At 69.5% G+C, this 16,901-nt stretch carries 18 protein-coding genes; 8 read left to right on the top strand and 10 right to left on the bottom strand.

Annotated features, from left to right (window positions below):
* The first annotated feature begins 21 nt into the window (after positions 1 to 21).
* A complete protein-coding gene (locus AB0N61_RS09915; protein WP_363364232.1) occupies positions 22 to 906 on the top strand; it encodes a helix-turn-helix transcriptional regulator in 885 nt (294 codons plus the stop codon).
* A gap of 18 nt (positions 907 to 924) precedes the next feature.
* On the opposite strand, the gene AB0N61_RS09910 is transcribed toward AB0N61_RS09915, so the two are convergent.
* The 8 genes from AB0N61_RS09910 to AB0N61_RS09875 form a co-directional block, all read right to left on the bottom strand.
* Positions 925 to 2,160 (bottom strand): acyl-CoA dehydrogenase family protein, encoded by a 1,236-nt coding sequence (locus tag AB0N61_RS09910; protein ID WP_363363605.1) that lies wholly within the window; start codon positions 2,158 to 2,160, stop codon positions 925 to 927.
* 74 nt (positions 2,161 to 2,234) lie between these two features.
* Positions 2,235 to 2,897, bottom strand: a complete 663-nt coding sequence (locus AB0N61_RS09905) for a TetR/AcrR family transcriptional regulator (protein ID WP_167946196.1) — start codon at positions 2,895 to 2,897, stop codon at positions 2,235 to 2,237.
* Between the two features lie 65 nt (positions 2,898 to 2,962).
* Positions 2,963 to 3,223 carry a hypothetical protein gene (locus AB0N61_RS09900; RefSeq protein ID WP_363363601.1) on the bottom strand — a complete coding sequence of 87 codons (261 nt, stop codon included), beginning with the start codon at positions 3,221 to 3,223 and terminating at the stop codon, positions 2,963 to 2,965.
* Complete coding sequence (locus AB0N61_RS09895; RefSeq protein ID WP_363363598.1) at positions 3,220 to 3,663, bottom strand: hypothetical protein; 444 nt, start codon at positions 3,661 to 3,663, stop codon at positions 3,220 to 3,222. Before AB0N61_RS09895 ends, AB0N61_RS09900 begins: the two co-directional genes overlap by 4 nt.
* Complete coding sequence (locus AB0N61_RS09890) at positions 3,660 to 3,944, bottom strand: hypothetical protein (RefSeq protein ID WP_363363595.1); 285 nt, start codon at positions 3,942 to 3,944, stop codon at positions 3,660 to 3,662. Before AB0N61_RS09890 ends, AB0N61_RS09895 begins: the two co-directional genes overlap by 4 nt.
* Positions 3,941 to 5,407 carry a glycohydrolase toxin TNT-related protein gene (locus AB0N61_RS09885; protein ID WP_363363592.1) on the bottom strand — a complete coding sequence of 489 codons (1,467 nt, stop codon included), beginning with the start codon at positions 5,405 to 5,407 and terminating at the stop codon, positions 3,941 to 3,943. Before AB0N61_RS09885 ends, AB0N61_RS09890 begins: the two co-directional genes overlap by 4 nt.
* Entirely contained in the window at positions 5,404 to 5,733 is a 330-nt protein-coding gene (locus AB0N61_RS09880) for a type VII secretion target (protein ID WP_167946213.1), read from the bottom strand. The genes AB0N61_RS09885 and AB0N61_RS09880 overlap by 4 nt, the downstream gene beginning before the upstream one ends.
* Entirely contained in the window at positions 5,733 to 6,146 is a 414-nt protein-coding gene (locus AB0N61_RS09875) for a YbaB/EbfC family nucleoid-associated protein (protein WP_363363588.1), read from the bottom strand. Before AB0N61_RS09875 ends, AB0N61_RS09880 begins: the two co-directional genes overlap by 1 nt.
* 163 nt (positions 6,147 to 6,309) lie before the next feature.
* Between AB0N61_RS09875 and sucC the strand changes: the two genes are divergently transcribed.
* A complete protein-coding gene (gene sucC / locus AB0N61_RS09870; RefSeq protein WP_363363585.1) occupies positions 6,310 to 7,476 on the top strand; it encodes an ADP-forming succinate--CoA ligase subunit beta in 1,167 nt (388 codons plus the stop codon).
* A 27-nt stretch (positions 7,477 to 7,503) separates the two neighbouring features.
* A complete protein-coding gene (gene sucD / locus AB0N61_RS09865; RefSeq protein WP_363363582.1) occupies positions 7,504 to 8,406 on the top strand; it encodes a succinate--CoA ligase subunit alpha in 903 nt (300 codons plus the stop codon).
* Positions 8,407 to 8,454: 48 nt separating this feature from the next.
* Here the strand turns inward: sucD and AB0N61_RS09860 are convergent, their stop codons facing one another.
* Together AB0N61_RS09860 and AB0N61_RS09855 are read right to left on the bottom strand one after the other, a co-directional pair.
* The gene (locus AB0N61_RS09860) at positions 8,455 to 9,390 is read right to left on the bottom strand and encodes a homocysteine S-methyltransferase family protein (RefSeq protein ID WP_363363579.1); all 936 of its coding nucleotides are present in this window, start codon (positions 9,388 to 9,390) and stop codon (positions 8,455 to 8,457) included.
* Between the two features lie 118 nt (positions 9,391 to 9,508).
* On the bottom strand, positions 9,509 to 10,966 hold the full coding sequence (locus AB0N61_RS09855) for an NCS2 family permease (RefSeq protein ID WP_363363576.1): 1,458 nt from the start codon (positions 10,964 to 10,966) through the stop codon (positions 9,509 to 9,511).
* Between the two features lie 91 nt (positions 10,967 to 11,057).
* Here AB0N61_RS09855 and AB0N61_RS09850 point away from each other — a divergent pair, with 91 nt between their 5' ends.
* From AB0N61_RS09850 to AB0N61_RS09830, 5 genes are all read left to right on the top strand, one after another.
* Positions 11,058 to 12,452, top strand: coding sequence for a DUF6350 family protein (locus AB0N61_RS09850; protein ID WP_363363573.1), 1,395 nt, complete (start codon positions 11,058 to 11,060; stop codon positions 12,450 to 12,452).
* A gap of 43 nt (positions 12,453 to 12,495) precedes the next feature.
* Entirely contained in the window at positions 12,496 to 13,083 is a 588-nt protein-coding gene (purN, locus tag AB0N61_RS09845; RefSeq protein WP_167946225.1) for a phosphoribosylglycinamide formyltransferase, read from the top strand.
* Positions 13,084 to 13,123: 40 nt separating this feature from the next.
* Complete coding sequence (gene purH, locus AB0N61_RS09840) at positions 13,124 to 14,731, top strand: bifunctional phosphoribosylaminoimidazolecarboxamide formyltransferase/IMP cyclohydrolase (RefSeq protein ID WP_167946227.1); 1,608 nt, start codon at positions 13,124 to 13,126, stop codon at positions 14,729 to 14,731.
* A gap of 155 nt (positions 14,732 to 14,886) precedes the next feature.
* The gene (locus tag AB0N61_RS09835; RefSeq protein ID WP_363363570.1) at positions 14,887 to 16,389 is read left to right on the top strand and encodes an AlkA N-terminal domain-containing protein; all 1,503 of its coding nucleotides are present in this window, start codon (positions 14,887 to 14,889) and stop codon (positions 16,387 to 16,389) included.
* Entirely contained in the window at positions 16,386 to 16,883 is a 498-nt protein-coding gene (locus tag AB0N61_RS09830) for a methylated-DNA--[protein]-cysteine S-methyltransferase (protein WP_363363568.1), read from the top strand. The genes AB0N61_RS09835 and AB0N61_RS09830 overlap by 4 nt, the downstream gene beginning before the upstream one ends.
* Positions 16,884 to 16,901 lie beyond the last annotated feature (18 nt).

The raw sequence follows: 16,901 nt of genomic DNA, 5'->3' as shown, positions 1-16,901 counted from the left end.
GTGGACGAGGGGAAGTGGCGGATGGCGATCGACAGACGTGGGCTCGCGGAGTTCCTGCGCGGACGACGCGCGGCGCTGCAGCCGGAAGACGTCGGCCTGGCCCGTGGGGAGCGTCGCCGCACGAGCGGACTCCGCCGGGAGGAGGCGGCCGCGCTCAGCCACATGTCGACCGACTACTACGCGCGACTCGAACAGGAGAGAGGGCCGCAGCCGTCGGACCAGATGGTCGCCGCGATAGCCCAGGGGCTGCACCTCTCGCTGGCGGAGCGGGATCATCTCTTCGTGCTCGCGGGCCACACCCCGCCGCCGCGCGGCGCCGAGAGCGACCATGTGAGCCCCGGGATGCTGCGGATCTTCGATCGACTGCACGACACGCCTGCCGAGGTGGTCACCGAACTGGGGGAGACTCTGCGGCAGAGCGCGCTCGGCATCGCCCTGGTGGGCGATCTGACCCGTCTGCAGGGTCCTGAACGCAGCATCGGATACCGGTGGTTCACCGACCCCGCGGCGCGGCGACGATACGACCCGGAGGACCACGCATTCCTCTCCCGGCTGTGGGTGTCCGGTCTGCGAGAGGTCGCCACGCTGCGGGGCCCGGGTTCGCGTGCCGCGCGCTACGTGGACCTTCTGCTCCCTCGGAGCGAGGAGTTCGCACTGCTCTGGGAGCGGCACGAGGTCGGTCTGCGACCGCCGCTCACCAAGCGGTTCATCCACCCCGAGCTCGGCCGTCTGGATCTGTCCTGCCAGACGCTCGTCGACCCCGAGCAGTCGCACGCGCTTCTCGTCTACACGGCTGCGCCGGGCACCGAGAGCCAGGAGAAGCTGCGGCTGCTCTCGGTCATCGGCGGTCAGACGTTCGATCCGGAATCCGCGGCGGTCGCGGTCGCCGAGCACCCCGAACCCTGATCGCCGGACCGGACCGGATCACGCGAAGGCGCTCATCCCGGTGATGTCCCGGCCGAGCAGCAGGGCCTGCACGCTCTCGGTGCCCTCGTAGGTGTGGATCGCCTCGATGTCGGCCATGTGCTGCATCACCCCGTTCTCGAGCAGGATGCCGTTGCCGCCGAGGAGGTCGCGCGCGACGGATGCCACGCGTCGAGCCGCCCGGGTGTTGTGGAACTTCGCGAGCGAGGCCTGGGTCGGGCGCAGCTCGCCCGCGGACTCGAGGTCCGCGAGGCGACGACAGTACAGCTGCATCGCGGTGAGGTCCTCGAGCATGTGCGTGAGCCGCTCCTGCACCATCTGGAACTTGGCGAGCGGCTTGCCGAACTGGATGCGCTGCGTCGAGTACGCCAACGCCGCTTCGTAGCAGGCCGTCGCGTGGCCGAGAGCCGACCAGGCGACGCCCGAGCGGGTCGCGTAGAGCACGATCGAGGCATCCTTGAAGCTCTTCGTCCCGGGAAGCACGGAGTCGAGCGGCACCCGCACGTCGTCGAGCACGATGTGCGCCTGGTGGATGGCGCGCAGCGAGGCCTTGCCGCGGATAGGGGTTCCGGAGTATCCGGGGGTGTCCTGTTCGACCAGGAAGCACCGGACGGCGCCGTGCTCGGGAGCGCTCTCGTCGTCGACGCGCGCCCAGACGAAGGTGATGCCGCCCGAGGCGCCGTTGCCGATCCACTTCTTCGCACCGCGGATGACCCATTCGTCGCCGTCGCGACGAGCGACGGTCTCGAGAGACACCGAGTCCGACCCGTGGTCGGGCTCGGTGAGGGCGAAGGAGCCGAAGACCGAGCCGTCGGCGAGCCGGGTTAGCCATCTCTCCTGCTGCGCGGGGGACCCGAAGAGTGCCAGGGTGCGCAGGGCGAGTCCGCCCTGGACGGCGAGCACGGTGCCGAGCGAGCCGTCGCCGCGCGAGATCTCCATGTTCACCAGTCCGGCTGCGAGAGGAGAGAGCCGGGTGAGGGAGGGATGCACGATGCCATCGACGACGAGGTCCATCTCGCCCATGCGGCGGGCGGCGGCCAGCGGATACTCCGCACGATCCCACGCCTCGACCATCTGTGGTCCGACCTCGTCGATGTAGGCCTTGGCGCGATCCCAGGCCGAGCGGTCGGCGTCAGGGATGTCGGCGAAGACGGCGTAATAGTCGGTGTCCTGTCGCCCGGTGATGTCGTACGACGAGACGCGCTCGCCGGGCAGGGGGGAGGCTGCGGTGCTCATGGTGACTCCTTCGTGACACCAGGTATCGTACTCCGTGAAACTCGGTTTCACGACCTGGGCGAAGGGCTCGGTGCTCAGTCGAGCTGCGTGCGCAGGCGCCGGGTGACCTCGGCCATCGGCATCGAACGCGGGAAGACGGCCACCACCACGTCATCCGGAGCCTCGGTCGCCGCCTCCGAGGGCACCCCGTAGCGGCGTCGCACGTCGGCGAGCGCAGTCTGCAGAGTCGACAGCGGCACCTTCTTCTTGCCGCGCAGCAGCTGGCGCAGCACGTGGTTGTGCACGGCTGTCACGAGAGCGGAGAACCCGACGGCGTCCAGGGGATCGACGCCGGGGAGGGAGCTGCGCAGATAGTCGTCGAACAGCCGCTCGTAGCGGAACACGGTGATGATCTCGCGCTCACGGAGCACCGGCACCTGGCGCACGATCTGATAGCGGCGACGCGCGAGCTCGGGATCGTGCGCGAAGTGCGCGAAGACCGACTCGGATGCCGCGCACACCGCACCCCACGGGTCGTCGTGTCCCTCGGCGAGGAAGGTCCGCAGTTGCTCGAGCAGCACTTCGTGGTCGGCGAAGACGACGTCCTCCTTGCCGCCGAACTGGCGGAAGAACGTCGAGCGCGAGACGCCTGCGGCCTTCGCGATCTGCTCGACGGAGGTCTGGTCGAAGCCCTGTGACGCGAAGAGCTCGAGTGCAGCGGCCACGACGCCGGTGCGCAGTTCTGCGGATTCGTGCATGGGACGAGCCTAGACCCGTCGACGGCGTCGGCCACCGTCGTCTCCGGGACCGGCGCAGGATGCGGTCACGCCGGCGAGCGGACCCCGCTGATGCGGTTCCAGATCTCCACTCGGCGAGTGAAATCGGAGAGCGCATCGGACTCCTCCGCGAAGGTGCGGAGCGAACCCGCGATGGGCTGGGCGCGTTCATCGTGGATCCAGGTCTGGAACCCGTCCCTGCCGAAGGCCAGGACGATGACGTTCGGCTTGCCGCGCGGGTCCTCGAACAGCGAGTACCCGGCAAGGCCGCGCGCGCGCAGGTCGGCGATCACGGTGTCACGGTTCATGAGGGTCCTCCCGGGACGCTCAGCTCGCGGATGAGGCCGAGTCGCAGATAGAACGTCAACGGCAGAGGCAGCACGAGCTGCGTGGCCCCGCCGGGCTCGCCGAAAGCCGGAGCCACCCTGCCGCTGTAGATGGGCTCGTCCCAGCGGTAGTAGCCGATCTCCACGAGATCCTCGAGGTCGCGGCGAAGCGCGGAATCGTCGGAGCGCTCGTAGGCGGCGCGAACGTGGGCGCAGTCGCCGATGACGGCGAACTGGTGATAGGCCGACGGGTTCTCGACCCAGGGAAGGGAGCGCTCGGCATACGGGGCGGGCTGCCCGTTCTCGACGAGGTACACGTACCGGGTGTTCACCGGCCCGTACATGTCCCACACCTCGGCGCCTGCGGGCACCGGCTCACGAGTGAGGGCGCGGCCGTCGGGGCCGATCCACAGCTCGGTCATGCGGAGTCTCCGATCCGTCGCACTGCCTGGGAGTTCCCCGCCCTGTGCCGGCGCGCGATCTTGAGGAAGAGATCCAGTGCCTCCGCCTCCGAGCTGAAGTGGAGCGGGTCGTGGAACGTCTCGCCGCGCTCGTCGGTCTCCCACACGATCCAGCCGTCGCCGTCGCGGTCGATCCACGCAGCGGACTGGGGGCGACCGGTTCGGCCGAACCAGTTCGCGGTCGCTGTGAGCTGCTCGTCTCGGATGATGCGCTGTACGTCGTCGGCGGTCAGGTCGGTCATGGGATCTCCTTGAGCAGGCCGAGCGCGATCAGCTGCTCGGCGGTCAGCGGAAGCTGCACCTGCACGCCGCCTCCGGTCGATCCGAACCCGCGCGCGATATCTCCCTGGTACCCCTGCGAGCCGAGGTACTCGGGCTTGAGCCCGCCGGCGAGGAGCTCGTCCTTGACGTGCTGAGGGGCGCTGTCATACGCGCCGCGGAGGTCGGACATGTCGCCGATCACTTCGTAGCGGTGGTAGTGCGCGGGGTTCTCGACGTAGGGGAGGGAACGTTGGTCATAGGTGTAAGGCCCGGCCTCTGGAATGGGTGACGTGTACCGGCCATCGGGAGGACCATAACGGTCGAGCACGTCCCCGGGCTGCGGCGTGTGGGGAGTCTTGATCGGATCGCCGTTCGTGTCGAGGACGTACCCGCCGCGCGGGACCTGGTCCCAGTCGATGTTCCCGTCGGGCTGGAGGACTTCCGGCCCCTTCGGGATCTGGACGTCGGGCGGGAGCGTGCCGTTGTTCGCGAAGTCGTCGGCGTACTCCGGATAGTTGGCCTCGAGGTACGTGTGGAGCTGCGCGTCGGTGAGCGTGCTCTGGTCGCGCACGCTGGGGCCGGGCGACGAGGGCCCGTCGGGCGCAGTACCGTCCGGAGTCGTGCCGTCCGGACCGTGAGGCGTCGTGCCGGGGGCGTGCGGTGTTCCCGGACTCGACGGCGCGTTCCCGCCGGGGCCTCGCGAGAAGAGGTCTCCGAGACGCTGGAAGAGCGCCTTGAGTTCGTCGAGGTGCTTGGCGAGGGCCGTGACGGCGTCGACGAGCTTGAGCACCGTGCCGGAGATGCGAGCGGTCATCGCCGAGACGCGGCTCGTCGCCTGGGCGATGACATACGGGGTGGCCGTGCCGAGCGAGACGACGAGCGTGCTCGCATACGAGATCAGCGAGCCCACGAGCTGCGAGAGCGTGTCGCGCACGAGCTCGTGGACGACCTGCACGAGCATGGATGCCGCTTCCATGCCCGTCTTCATGCCGCCCGCCCACGAGGCCGCGGCCGAGATGTGGGCCGCGACGTCGGCCTGAAGCCGGAGATACGCCTCGATCGCCTCGCCGGACATCGAACTGACGTCGGCGAGCCGCGCATCGAGCGTCTGGCCGGCCTGCTGCAGATGCTGGGCGATGTTGCCCCAGGTCGCGGCGAATCCGGCGACCTCCCCGGCGTCGCCGGTCAGGTCGTTGAGCCAGCCCTTGAGCGGCTCGAGATGATCCATGAGCCAGCCGAGCCCCGCCGCGATCAGCGATCCGAGCGGATCCATCGCCGTCGCGACGGTGTTCGCGAGCGCGGAGAACGATGCGAGCCCCCCGGCCACCCAGTCACCGCTCTCGATGGCGTTGACGAGCTCATAGCCGTCTTCGAGCAGTCCGGCGCCGCTGAACGGCGTGGTCGGATCGATCGGGCCCGCCACCAGCGGGTTCGGCGGAGTCACCGGACGCCGCCCTCGACCGATGCCATCAGGCCGTTGATCGTGTCGAGATGCCGCTGCTCGCCCTCGTCGAAGTCATCGGCGAGGCCCTTGAGCTGCTCTTCGGACTGCTCGAGCATGGTCGCCGCGGCGGAGATCGTGCTCGTGGCGATCGACGAGACGATCTGCGCGGGCGGCACGAGGAACGCGCACATCACGCCGAACGCCCCGCCGCCGACGTTCATCGACCCGGCGGCGTTCTCGGCGAGCCTCACATCGGACGCCACCTGGCCCACGCGCTGCGCATGCATGCGAACCGTCTCGGTGTCGACGGCGATGAGCTCCGCCATCAGCGGTACTCGATCCGAGCCTGGCCGTCCTGACTGGGGTCGGGGAGCTGCGCGATCTCCTCGCGCAGGTGCTCGACGGCCGCGTCCTCGGCACCGAACGCCTCGGCGGCGATCTCGACGGCCCGCGCACCGGCCGCGCGCTGCGCATCACCGGCGAGCGCGACGATCAGTTCGCCCAGGGCGGCGGGGGAGCGGTCGAATGCGGCATCCGTCAGTGCGACTGCGGCGAGGCGGCCGGAGGAATCGACGGTGACCGCCACATCGCGACTCGGCGATGTCGCCCGCTCGCGCACGGCAGCGATGTCGTCGCGCACCTGCTCGGCCTGCGCCGCGCGGCGCTCCGCGTCCCTCACCTGCTGCTCGATGCGGGCCCGTGTCGCCATCGGATCCGACCAGTCGAACGTGTCCGTCATCGTCTCCCCCTGATTCAACGCACAAGAATGCTACCGGACGGTGTCGGGTCGTCGCCCGGCGCACTCCGGGCGTGGGCTTTCAGGCGGCGGTAGTAGGCTGGGGGATTGATCGATGTCTCGACATCGAGAGAATTCCAGGCCGCAGCCCAGTGAAGGAAGCACAGTGGATCTGTACGAGTACCAGGCACGAGACGTTTTCGAGAAGTACGGAGTGCCGGTCCTCGCCGGCATCGTCGCCGACACTCCTGAGGAGGTGAAGGCAGCCGCTGAGAAGATCGGCGGCGTCGTCGTCGTCAAGGCCCAGGTCAAGACCGGTGGTCGCGGCAAGGCCGGCGGCGTCAAGGTCGCCAAGACCCCCGACGAGGCATACGAGGCGGCCAAGGCCATCCTCGGTCTCGACATCAAGGGCCACGTCGTCAAGCGCGTCATGGTCGCGCAGGGCGCCCGCATCGCCGAGGAGTTCTACTTCTCCGTGCTGCTCGACCGCGCCAACCGCTCGTACCTGAGCCTCTGCTCGGTCGAGGGCGGCATGGAGATCGAGGAGCTCGCCGTCGAGCGTCCAGAGGCGCTCGCGCGCGTCGAGGTCAACCCGCTCACCGGCATCGACAAGCAGAAGGCCGTCGAGATCGCTCGCGCCGCCAACTTCCCCGAGGACCTCGTCGAGAAGGTCTCCGACGTCTTCGTCAAGCTGTTCGACGTCTACAAGGGCGAGGACGCGACCCTCGTCGAGGTCAACCCGCTCGTGCGCACCGAAGAGGGCGACATCATCGCGCTCGACGGCAAGGTCACGCTCGACGACAACGCCTCCGAGATCCGCCACCCCGAGCACGAGGCGCTCGAGGACAAGGACGCGGCCGACCCGCTCGAGGCCAAGGCCAAGCAGAGCGGTCTCAACTACGTCAAGCTCGACGGCGAGGTCGGCATCATCGGCAACGGCGCAGGACTCGTCATGTCGACGCTCGACGTGGTCGCCTACGCCGGTGAGAACCACAACGGCGTCAAGCCCGCGAACTTCCTCGACATCGGCGGTGGCGCATCGGCAGAGGTCATGGCCGCCGGCCTCGACGTCATCCTGGGCGACCCGCAGGTCAAGAGCGTGTTCGTGAACGTCTTCGGCGGCATCACGGCGTGCGACGCCGTCGCCAACGGCATCAAGGGCGCCCTCGAGACGCTGGGCTCCACGGCCTCCAAGCCGCTGGTCGTGCGCCTCGACGGCAACCGCGTCGACGAGGGTCGTGCGATCCTCGCCGAGTACGCGCACCCGCTCGTCACGCTCACCAGCACCATGGACGAAGGCGCCGACAAGGCCGCCGAACTCGCCAACGCCTGATCGCAGAGAGACACAAGGACTAGAGAAATGTCGATCTACCTCAACAAGGATTCCAAGGTCATCGTCCAGGGCATCACCGGCGGCGAGGGCACCAAGCACACGGCGCTCATGCTCAAGGCCGGTACCCAGGTCGTCGGCGGTGTGAACGCGCGCAAGGCCGGCACCACGGTCTCGCACACCGACAAGGACGGCAACGCCGTCGAGCTCCCCGTCTTCGGCTCGGTCGCCGAGGCCATGAAGGAGACCGGCGCCGACGTGTCGATCGCCTTCGTCCCCGGTGCGTTCACGAAGGACGCGATGATCGAGGCCATCGACGCCGAGATCCCGCTGCTCGTCGTCATCACCGAGGGCGTCCCCGTCGGCGACTCGGCCGAGGCCTGGGCCTACGCCCAGAGCAAGGGCAACACGACCCGCATCATCGGACCGAACTGCCCCGGCATCATCACCCCCGGTGAGGCGCTCGTCGGCATCACGCCGGCGAACATCACCGGCAAGGGACCGATCGGCCTCGTGTCGAAGTCGGGCACCCTGACCTACCAGATGATGTTCGAGCTGCGCGACCTGGGCTTCTCGACCGCCATCGGCATCGGCGGCGACCCCGTGATCGGCACGACGCACATCGATGCGCTCGCCGCGTTCGAGGCCGACCCCGAGACCAAGGCGATCGTGATGATCGGTGAGATCGGCGGCGACGCCGAGGAGCGCGCGGCCGACTACATCAAGGCGCACGTCACCAAGCCGGTCGTCGGCTACGTCGCGGGCTTCACGGCTCCCGAGGGCAAGACCATGGGCCACGCCGGTGCCATCGTCTCGGGCTCCGCGGGCACCGCTCAGGCGAAGAAGGAGGCCCTCGAGGCCGCCGGAGTCAAGGTCGGCAAGACGCCGTCCGAGACCGCCGCGCTCATGCGTGAGATCGTCGAGTCGCTCTAAGCGCTAGACTGCAGGAGAAGGCCCTGGGCTCCACCCCAGGGCCTTCTTCTATGCCCGCGCAGGGTCGCTGTCGAGTCGCTCCCACATCGCCGCCACGTGGCGTGCATCCGTTCCGCAGCATCCGCCGATGACGCGCACCGCAGGCAGGCGCTCGACGAGCTCGCACACGCGGTCGGCCAGCTCGGCGGGGTCGCCGTCGTCGAGGACCTCCGACTCGTCGAGCTCGGCGTGCGACTGGCGGGAGGCGTTGGGACGGATGCCGACGATCCGCCGAGCCGTCTCGGCATCCACAGCCCGGTCGAAGTGATCCGGGTGCGCGCAGTTGAGGAAGTACCCGTCCGGGGCGTCGGCCTCATCGACCTCGGAGATCGTCTCGGCGAGAGTACGACCCGTCGCGAGCATGCCGTCCGTCTCGACGGTGAACCCGATCTCGACCTCCACGCGGTTCTCCCGCGCTGCACGAACGATTCCGCGCGCCTCCGCCGCGTCGTTGAGCGTGTACGCCGCGATGAGATCTGCGCCTGCGTCGGCGAGGGCGCGCACCTGGTCGCGGTGATAGCGGTAGGCGTCTTCGGGCCCGGTCTGAGGATCCCACGCGCCCGGGCGATAGCCGTCTCCTCGGGGGCCGAGCATCCCCACGATCCGCACCGCAGGAAGACCGGACTCGGCAGCGATCTGCTGCAGCAGCGTGACCGCGTCGATGTTGACCCGGCGCAGCGCGTCGGCGTCGTACCCGAGCCTGGCACCCCAGTCGGCGCTGGCGCGCCAGGTCGGCGTCTCGAGCCGCAGCGGAGCATCGTTCGCACGGGCGATCTCGACATACCCGAGGTAGTACTGCCGCAGCAGTCGGCGGCCGTCATCGTCGTCGACCAGCACGAAGGCGGCGAAGTCCGGAAGGGCGACGCCGTGATGGAAGATCAGGTCGGTCTCCAGACCGCCGTCGGTGACGGATCGGACAGGAGCGGTGGTTTCTGACGCGGACATCTGAGCCTGCTCTCCTCGAGTGCTTCCGGTCTAGCACTGAGCCACCAGCGGCGCCATGGGTTCACACACGGCAGAGGGGCGGATGCCGCAGCATCCGCCCCTCGCATGTCGCGTGCGCTCAGGCGACGCCGAACGCGGCCTCGATGGGACCGCGGGCGAAGAACACGACGAAGCCGATCGCGACCACCCAGAGCAGGGGGCTGATCTTCTTCGCCTTGCCCGAGAACGCCTGCACGAGCACCCAGCTGACGAAGCCCGCACCGATGCCGTTGGCGATCGAGTAGGTCAGGGGCATCACGGTGACCGTGAGGAAGACCGGCAGCAGGATGCTGAACTCGGTGAGGTCGATGTACTTGATCTGCGCCATCATCATGGCGCCGACGATCACCAGCGCCGCGGCGGCGATCTCGGTGGGCACGATCGAGGTGAGCGGGGTCAGGAACATCGCCAGCAGGAACATGCCGCCGGTGATGAGGTTCGCGAAACCGGTGCGCGCGCCCTCGCCGATCCCGGCGCCGGACTCGATGAACACGGTGCTCGACGACGAGGAGGTGCCACCGCCGACGATCGCGCCGACACCCTCGACGACCAGCGCCGACTTGATGCGGGGGAAGTCGCCGTTCTCGTTCGCGAGATCCGCCTCCTTGGCGAGTCCCGTCATCGTGCCCATCGCGTCGAAGAAGTTCGAGAAGACGAGGGTGAACACGATCATCACGATCGCCACCAGGCTGACCTTGCTGAAGTCGAAGCCGAAGTCCACGGCGCCGACCAGGCTCAGATCGGGCAGGCTGAACGGCGCGCCGGTGAGGGTCGGAACCGTGAGGCCCCAGCCGCCCGCGTTGTCTTCGGATGCTGCTCCGAGGTGCCAGATGGCCTCGACGATCACCGCGAGGACCGTGCCCGAGACGAGGCCGATGAGCAGCCCGCCCTTGACCTTGCGGGCGACCAGGATGCCGGTGAGGATGAGCGTGACGATGAAGAGCACGGTGGGGACGGTTGCGACCGAGCCCCCGACTCCGAGACCGACCGGCGGGGATGCGCTGCCCGTGGCGGTGACGAATCCGGAGTTCACGAAGCCGATGAAGGCGATGAACAGGCCGATTCCGACCGTGATCGCGATCTTCAGCTGGAACGGGACGGCGTCGAAGATCATCTTCCGAAGGCCGGTGGCGGCGAGCAGCACGATCACGAGACCGTTGATCATCACGAGCGCCATCGCTTCGGGCCAGGTCACCTGACCGACGACGGAGAACGCGACGAACGCATTGATGCCGAGGCCGGCGGCGAAGCCGAAGGGCAGGCGGGTGATCAGGCCGAACAGGATCGTCATCACGCCGGCGGTCAGCGCGGTCGCGGCGCCGACGGCGCTGAACTCGAGGGTGTTGCCGGCCACGTCGGCCGAGCCGGACAAGATGATCGGGTTGAGGATCACGATGTAGGCCATCGTGACGAAGGTCACCAGACCCCCTCGGATCTCGGTGCCGATCGTGGATCCGCGCTTGCTGATCTCGAAGAAGCGGTCGAGGGCGTTCGTGGGTCGGGCCTCTGAGCGGGTGGGGGATGGGGCAGTTGTCATCGGGAAACCTCCGCAGGAGACGATATCGTGTCGCCGGAGTCGCGCGCGCCCCCAGGGGACGACAGGGTTCTCGTCGTAGTCTCGATTCGATATGCAACGCCTCCTCGTCGCGCTTCTCGCCGCCTTCGATGCCGCAATCGCCGCGGCGGTCGGTCTCGTGGTGCTGCTGGCGCCGCTCACGCTCCTCTGGACGCTCTCCTTCGGCGTCACGGCCGACTGGGGAGCCCTCTGGCCGCTCACCGGCACCCTGTGGCAGTTCGGCCACGGCGTGCCGATGAGCATCGATGTGTCGACCGAGGTGCTCCGCACGACCGGCATCGCGCCGTCGGCCGCCGCCTTCACCCTTTCGGTGACCCCGCTCGCGTTCCTGATCTTCACCCTGCTCTTCGCCGCACGCTCCGGAGCCCGGGCTGCACGGGCCGGGGCGTGGCTCCTCGGCTCGCTCGCCGGCGCGCTCACGTTCGCAGCGATCGCGACCGGCGTCGCGGTGACCGCGCGTCTCGGCGCCGCCGAGACCCCGATGGTGGAGGCGATCCTGCTTCCGACAGCCGTCTATCTGGTCGGCGCGGTGTGCGGTGCCGTGCGCATCGTCTGGGAGGACGGCGACGGCGGCCTGCTCGATCGCGTCCACGACGTCGTCGACTCCCGGGGCGACTGGGGCCCTGTTCCGAGTGCAGCCGTGCGTGGAGCGGCCTTCGCCGTCGTCGGGATCATCGCGGTCTCGGCGGTGGCCGTGGCTGTGCTCACTGCGGCCCGTGGCGGGGAGATGGTGGCTCTGTTCCAGGCGACGCGGGTCGATGTGCTCGGCGCTGCGGTGATCACGCTCGGCCACCTCGCGTATCTGCCCACGATCATCATCTGGGCGGCATCCTGGCTCGCCGGGCCCGGTTTCGCGGTCGGAGTCGGTACGGCGGTGTCGCCGGCGGGCACGCAGCTCGGTGTGGTCCCCGGAATCCCGGTGCTCGGCCTTCTTCCCGAGAGCACCTCGATGTGGATGCTCATCGTGATCATCCTCCCGATCGGCGCCGGGGCTTTCGCCGGATGGGCGGTGCGCTCGCGCCTCGTGTGGGAAGGCACCCCTCTCGGTCTCGCCCCTCGTGCGACGATCGCCGTGGGCATCGGCGTGCTCACCGCCGCCACTGCGGCCGTCGCCGCGCTGTTCGCCGGAGGGTCGATGGGTCCGGGGCGGCTCGCCGAGGCCGGCCCCTCGCCGCTGCCGTTCGCCCTCGCACTGGGCGGTGAGGTCCTGCTCGGCGCGGCGATCATGCTCCTGTCGCCCCGCAACCGGGACGAGCTCGCGGAAGAGCGCACCGACCGATGGGTCGCCGAGATGACGGCGACCGACACGGCGTCGGATCGACGACCGGATCAGACCGGCGCGCCGGTCGGGTGGTCTGAGGCGGCATCCGAGAACGACACCGCGCCGCTCGATGACGTGGGCGGATTCCGGCTTCCCCGGCGCGACCCCCGGGGTCCGGTCGGCTGACACGCGGCTCAGGCCCCTCCGCCGGCCCCGGTAGACTGAGGCCGTGCTCACGGTCGCCGTTCTCATCTCGGGCACCGGCTCGAACCTTCGCGCCCTCCTCGAGGCTGCTCGTCACCCCGATTTCCCCGCGCGGGTCGTGGTCGTCGGCGCCGACCGCGAAGCCGACGGCCTCGCTCACGCCGAGGAGTTCGGCATCCCGAGTTTCACGGTGCCCTGGCACGAACACGAGTCGCGGGAAGCCTGGGGTGAGGAGCTCGGTCGTCAGCTCGCCGTGTGGAACGCGGATCTCGTCGTTCTCAGCGGCCTCATGCGTCTGCTCCCCGCCGCGCTCGTCGCAGACCTGTCGCCGCGACTGATCAACACGCATCCCGCATACCTGCCCGAGTTCCCCGGGGCGCACGGAGTGCGCGATGCGCTCGCCGCGGGCGTCTCGGAGACCGGTGCGAGCGTGATCGTCGTCGACGACGGGGTCGACACCGGGCCGATCCTCGCGCAGGAGCGGGTGCCGGTCCTCGACGGCGACACGGAGCACAGCCTCCATGAGCGCATCAAGCCCGTCGAACGCCGACTTCTCATCGACGTGGTGCGCCGCATCGCGACCGGTGAGCTCTCGCTGACCGCAGCATCCTGAACCGATCCACGCACGCCACTCTCGCACGAAGGAGCCCATCATGGCCGGCCCCCGCCACGACCCCTCGCTGTACCGCGATCGCGACACCGTCCCGGTGCGCCGCGCACTCGTCTCGGTGAGTGACAAGTCGGGTCTGCTCGACCTCGCCGCCGCTCTCGCCGCCGCCGGCGTGCAGATCGTCTCGACGGGCTCGACGGCCTCCACGATCCGCGAAGCAGGCTTCGAGGTGACCGATGTCGCGGCCGTCACCGGCGTCGCCGAGATGCTCGACGGCCGCGTGAAGACCCTGCACCCCAAGATCCACGGCGGTCTGCTCGCCGACCTGCGCCTCGAGGACCACGAACGTCAGCTCGCGGATCTCGACATCGAGCCGTTCGAGCTCGTCGTGGTGAACCTGTATCCCTTCGTCGAGACGGTCGCCTCCGGTGCCGAGGGTGACGACGTGGTCGAGCAGATCGACATCGGCGGCCCGGCCATGGTGCGCGCCGCAGCCAAGAACCACGCGAACGTCGCGATCGTCGTCTCGCCGCAGTCGTACCCGGCCATCATCAGCGCCATCGAGAACGGCGGCACTACGCTGACGCAGCGCCGCGAGCTCGCGGCCCGCGCCTTCGCCCACACGGCCGCCTACGACACCGCGGTGGCCTCGTGGTTCGCGGAGGGCACGCTCGGCGAGGGCGAAGACCTGCCGACGCACCTGACGATCCAGGCTGAGCTGCTGGCGACGCTGCGCTACGGCGAGAACTCGCACCAGCGCGGCGCGATCTACACCCGGGTCGGTGGCCACGGCATCGCGCAGGCGACGCAGCTGCAGGGCAAGGAGATGTCGTACAACAACTACGTCGACGCGGATGCCGCGCTGCGCGCCGCGTACGACATGGTCAAGCCGGCCGTCGCCATCATCAAGCACGCGAACCCGTGCGGGATCGCCACCACGGCCCCCAACGCCCTCGACCCCATCGCGAGCGCTCACATCCGCGCGCACGAGTGCGACCCGGTGTCGGCATACGGGGGAGTGATCGCCGCGAACGGCACCGTCACCCTCAAGATGGCCGAGAACCTGAAGGACATCTTCACCGAGGTCATCGTCGCGCCGTCGTTCGAGCCGGCCGCGCTCGAGGTCTTCAAGGCGAAGAAGAACCTGCGTCTGCTGCAGCTGCCCGAGGACTGGCAGCAGGAGCGCATGGACGTGCGGCTCGTCTCGGGTGGCCTGCTGCTGCAGGACGCAGACCGATTCCCCGACGACATCGTCTCGGTCGCGAAGAACTGGGAGCTCGTCTCGGGTGAGCGTCCGAGCGACGAGGAGATGGAGAACCTCATCTTCGCGTGGAAGGCCTGCCGCGCCGTCAAGTCGAACGCGATCGTGCTCGCGAAGGACAACGCCACGGTCGGCGTGGGCATGGGACAGGTCAACCGCGTCGACTCGTGCCGCCTCGCGGTCGAGCGCGCCGGTGATCGTGCAGCCGGTTCCGTCGCGGCCTCGGACGCCTTCTTCCCGTTCGCCGACGGTGCGCAGGTGCTCATCGACGCGGGCGTCACCGCGATCGTGCAGCCCGGCGGATCGGTGCGCGACGAGGAAGTGGTGGACGCCGCACGCAAGGCGGGCGTCACCATGTTCTTCACCGGAGAGCGTCACTTCTTCCACTGAGAACGGTCGGCCCTGAGGCCGACGCAGCACGAAGGCCCCTCGCGCGGATCTCGGCGCGAGGGGCTTCGTGCTGTGCGAGCGGCGCACGGATGAGGCTCCACAGCGATGTCCGATTTCCGCCAGCCGATGTCCGCGGTGCGTGACAGAGTGGGGACATGAGCTTCCCCCTGACCGACTTCGACGAGCGATACCGCGCGATCAGCGCGCGTGACACGCGCTTCGACGGGCAGTTCGTGACCGCGGTGCGCTCGACGGGCATCTACTGCCGACCGAGCTGCCCCGCGCGCACGCCCAAACCGCAGAACGTCACGTTTTACCCCACCAGCGCCGCTGCCCACGAGGCGGGCTTCCGCGCCTGTAAGCGCTGCCTCCCGGAGGCTGCGCCCGGTTCGCCCGCGTGGGATCTGCGCAGCGACGTCGCCGCTCGGGCCATGCGTCTCATCGCGTCCGGCGTGGTCGAGCGCGAGGGCGTCTCGGGTCTCGCCGTTCGTCTCGGATACTCGACCCGGCACCTCACCCGGTTGCTCTCCACCGAGCTCGGCGCCGGGCCGCTCGCGCTCGCGCGGGCGCACCGGGCTCACACGGCGCGGATGCTGCTCGTCGGCACCGAGATGCAGATCTCCGAGGTCGCGTTCTCGGCGGGCTTCGCGAGCATCCGCCAGTGCAACGACACGATCCGCGAGGTGTTCGGCCTGACGCCCGGAGAGCTCCGGGCCCGGCGCAAGACGGTGACACCCGCCGCTCCCGGTGCGATCGACCTCGTCCTCCCGTACCGCGGGCCGCTCGACGCGTCCGGGATCTTCCAGTGGATGGCTGCGCGCGCCGTATCAGGGGTCGAGGAGGCCGCCGCCACGTCCTTCTCCCGGCACCTGCGGATGGCGGGAGGGCCTGCGTGGTTCGAGGTGCGTCAGGACCCGACGGCGCGACTGCACCTTCGGGCGCGCGTCGCTCAGCTCGGTGACCTCGCCCCGCTGGTGTCGACCGTGCGACGGATCTTCGACCTCGACGCCGACCCACTCGCCGTCGACGAGGCGCTGAGCGCGCACCCCGAGATCGCCCCGCTGGTCGCGCGCACTCCGGGCATCCGCGTGCCAGGTTCGGCGGATCCGCACGAGATGCTGATCCGGGCGATGGTCGGTCAGCAGATCACCGTCGTCGCCGCGCGCACCGCTCTCACCGCCCTGACCGAAGCGCTGGGGGAGCGCACGGAGCAGGGGCTCCTGTTCCCGACCATGTCGGCGATAGCCGAACACGGGGCAGACGTCCTGCGCGGACCCGGAGCCCGCATCCGCGCGATCGTCGGTGCGGCCTCCGCCCTCGCCGACGGATCCCTGCGGCTCACGGTCGGCGACGACGGGGTCGAGCAGCGCGCGGCGCTGCTCGCGATGCCGGGCATCGGCCCCTGGACGGCCGACTACGTCCGGATGCGAGTGCTGGGGGACCCCGATGTGCTGCTCCCCGGCGACGTCGCTCTGCGTGCCGGGGCTGCCGCGTCGGGACTGCCGGGGGATCCCCAGCCGCTGATCGCGTGGGCCGAGCGCGCTGCCCCGTGGCGCAGCTACCTCAGTGCCCATCTCTGGCGGGCGGCTCCGGTTCGGCCGGTTCGACGGCCGAACGCGAGACAGACCGCCGCTCTTGTGAAGGAGACCACCTCATGAATGCCATCATCCAGACCATCGAGACGCCCGACGGGCCGTTCACGATCCTCACCGACGACCGTCAGCGGGTGCTCTCGTCAGGGTGGACGGCCGATCAGTCGGCGATCGTCGCCCGTCTCGCGGAGTCGGGGCGCCCCGCGGGCGTGCGCGAGGGCGAGACCGAGGCGGCGGCGGCGGCTCTCGCGTTCTACTCGGGAGACATCTCGGCGATCGACACGGTCGCGGTGACGCAGTCGGGCACGGCGCTCCAGCTCACCGGGTGGTCGGCGCTGCGGGCGATCACGCCGGGGGAGCCGCTGACCTACACCTCTTTCGCGGCTCGGCTCGGGAATCCCCGTGCGGTGCGAGCGGCCGCGTCGATCTGCGCCCGCAATGCGCCCGCTCTCTTCGTGCCGTGCCACCGCGTGCTGCGTTCGGATGGAACGCTGGGTGGTTTCGCCTGGGGCCTCGACGTAAAGGCGAGCCTGTTGGAGCGGGAGTCGGCTCGGCGGTGAGTCGGGAATCTCTCTTGC

The organism is Microbacterium sp. NPDC089320, assembly GCF_040684875.1.
Lineage (GTDB): Bacteria > Actinomycetota > Actinomycetes > Actinomycetales > Microbacteriaceae > Microbacterium.
The sequence above is the reverse complement of the archived record's forward strand: the minus strand, read 5'-3'. Positions and strand labels throughout refer to the sequence as shown.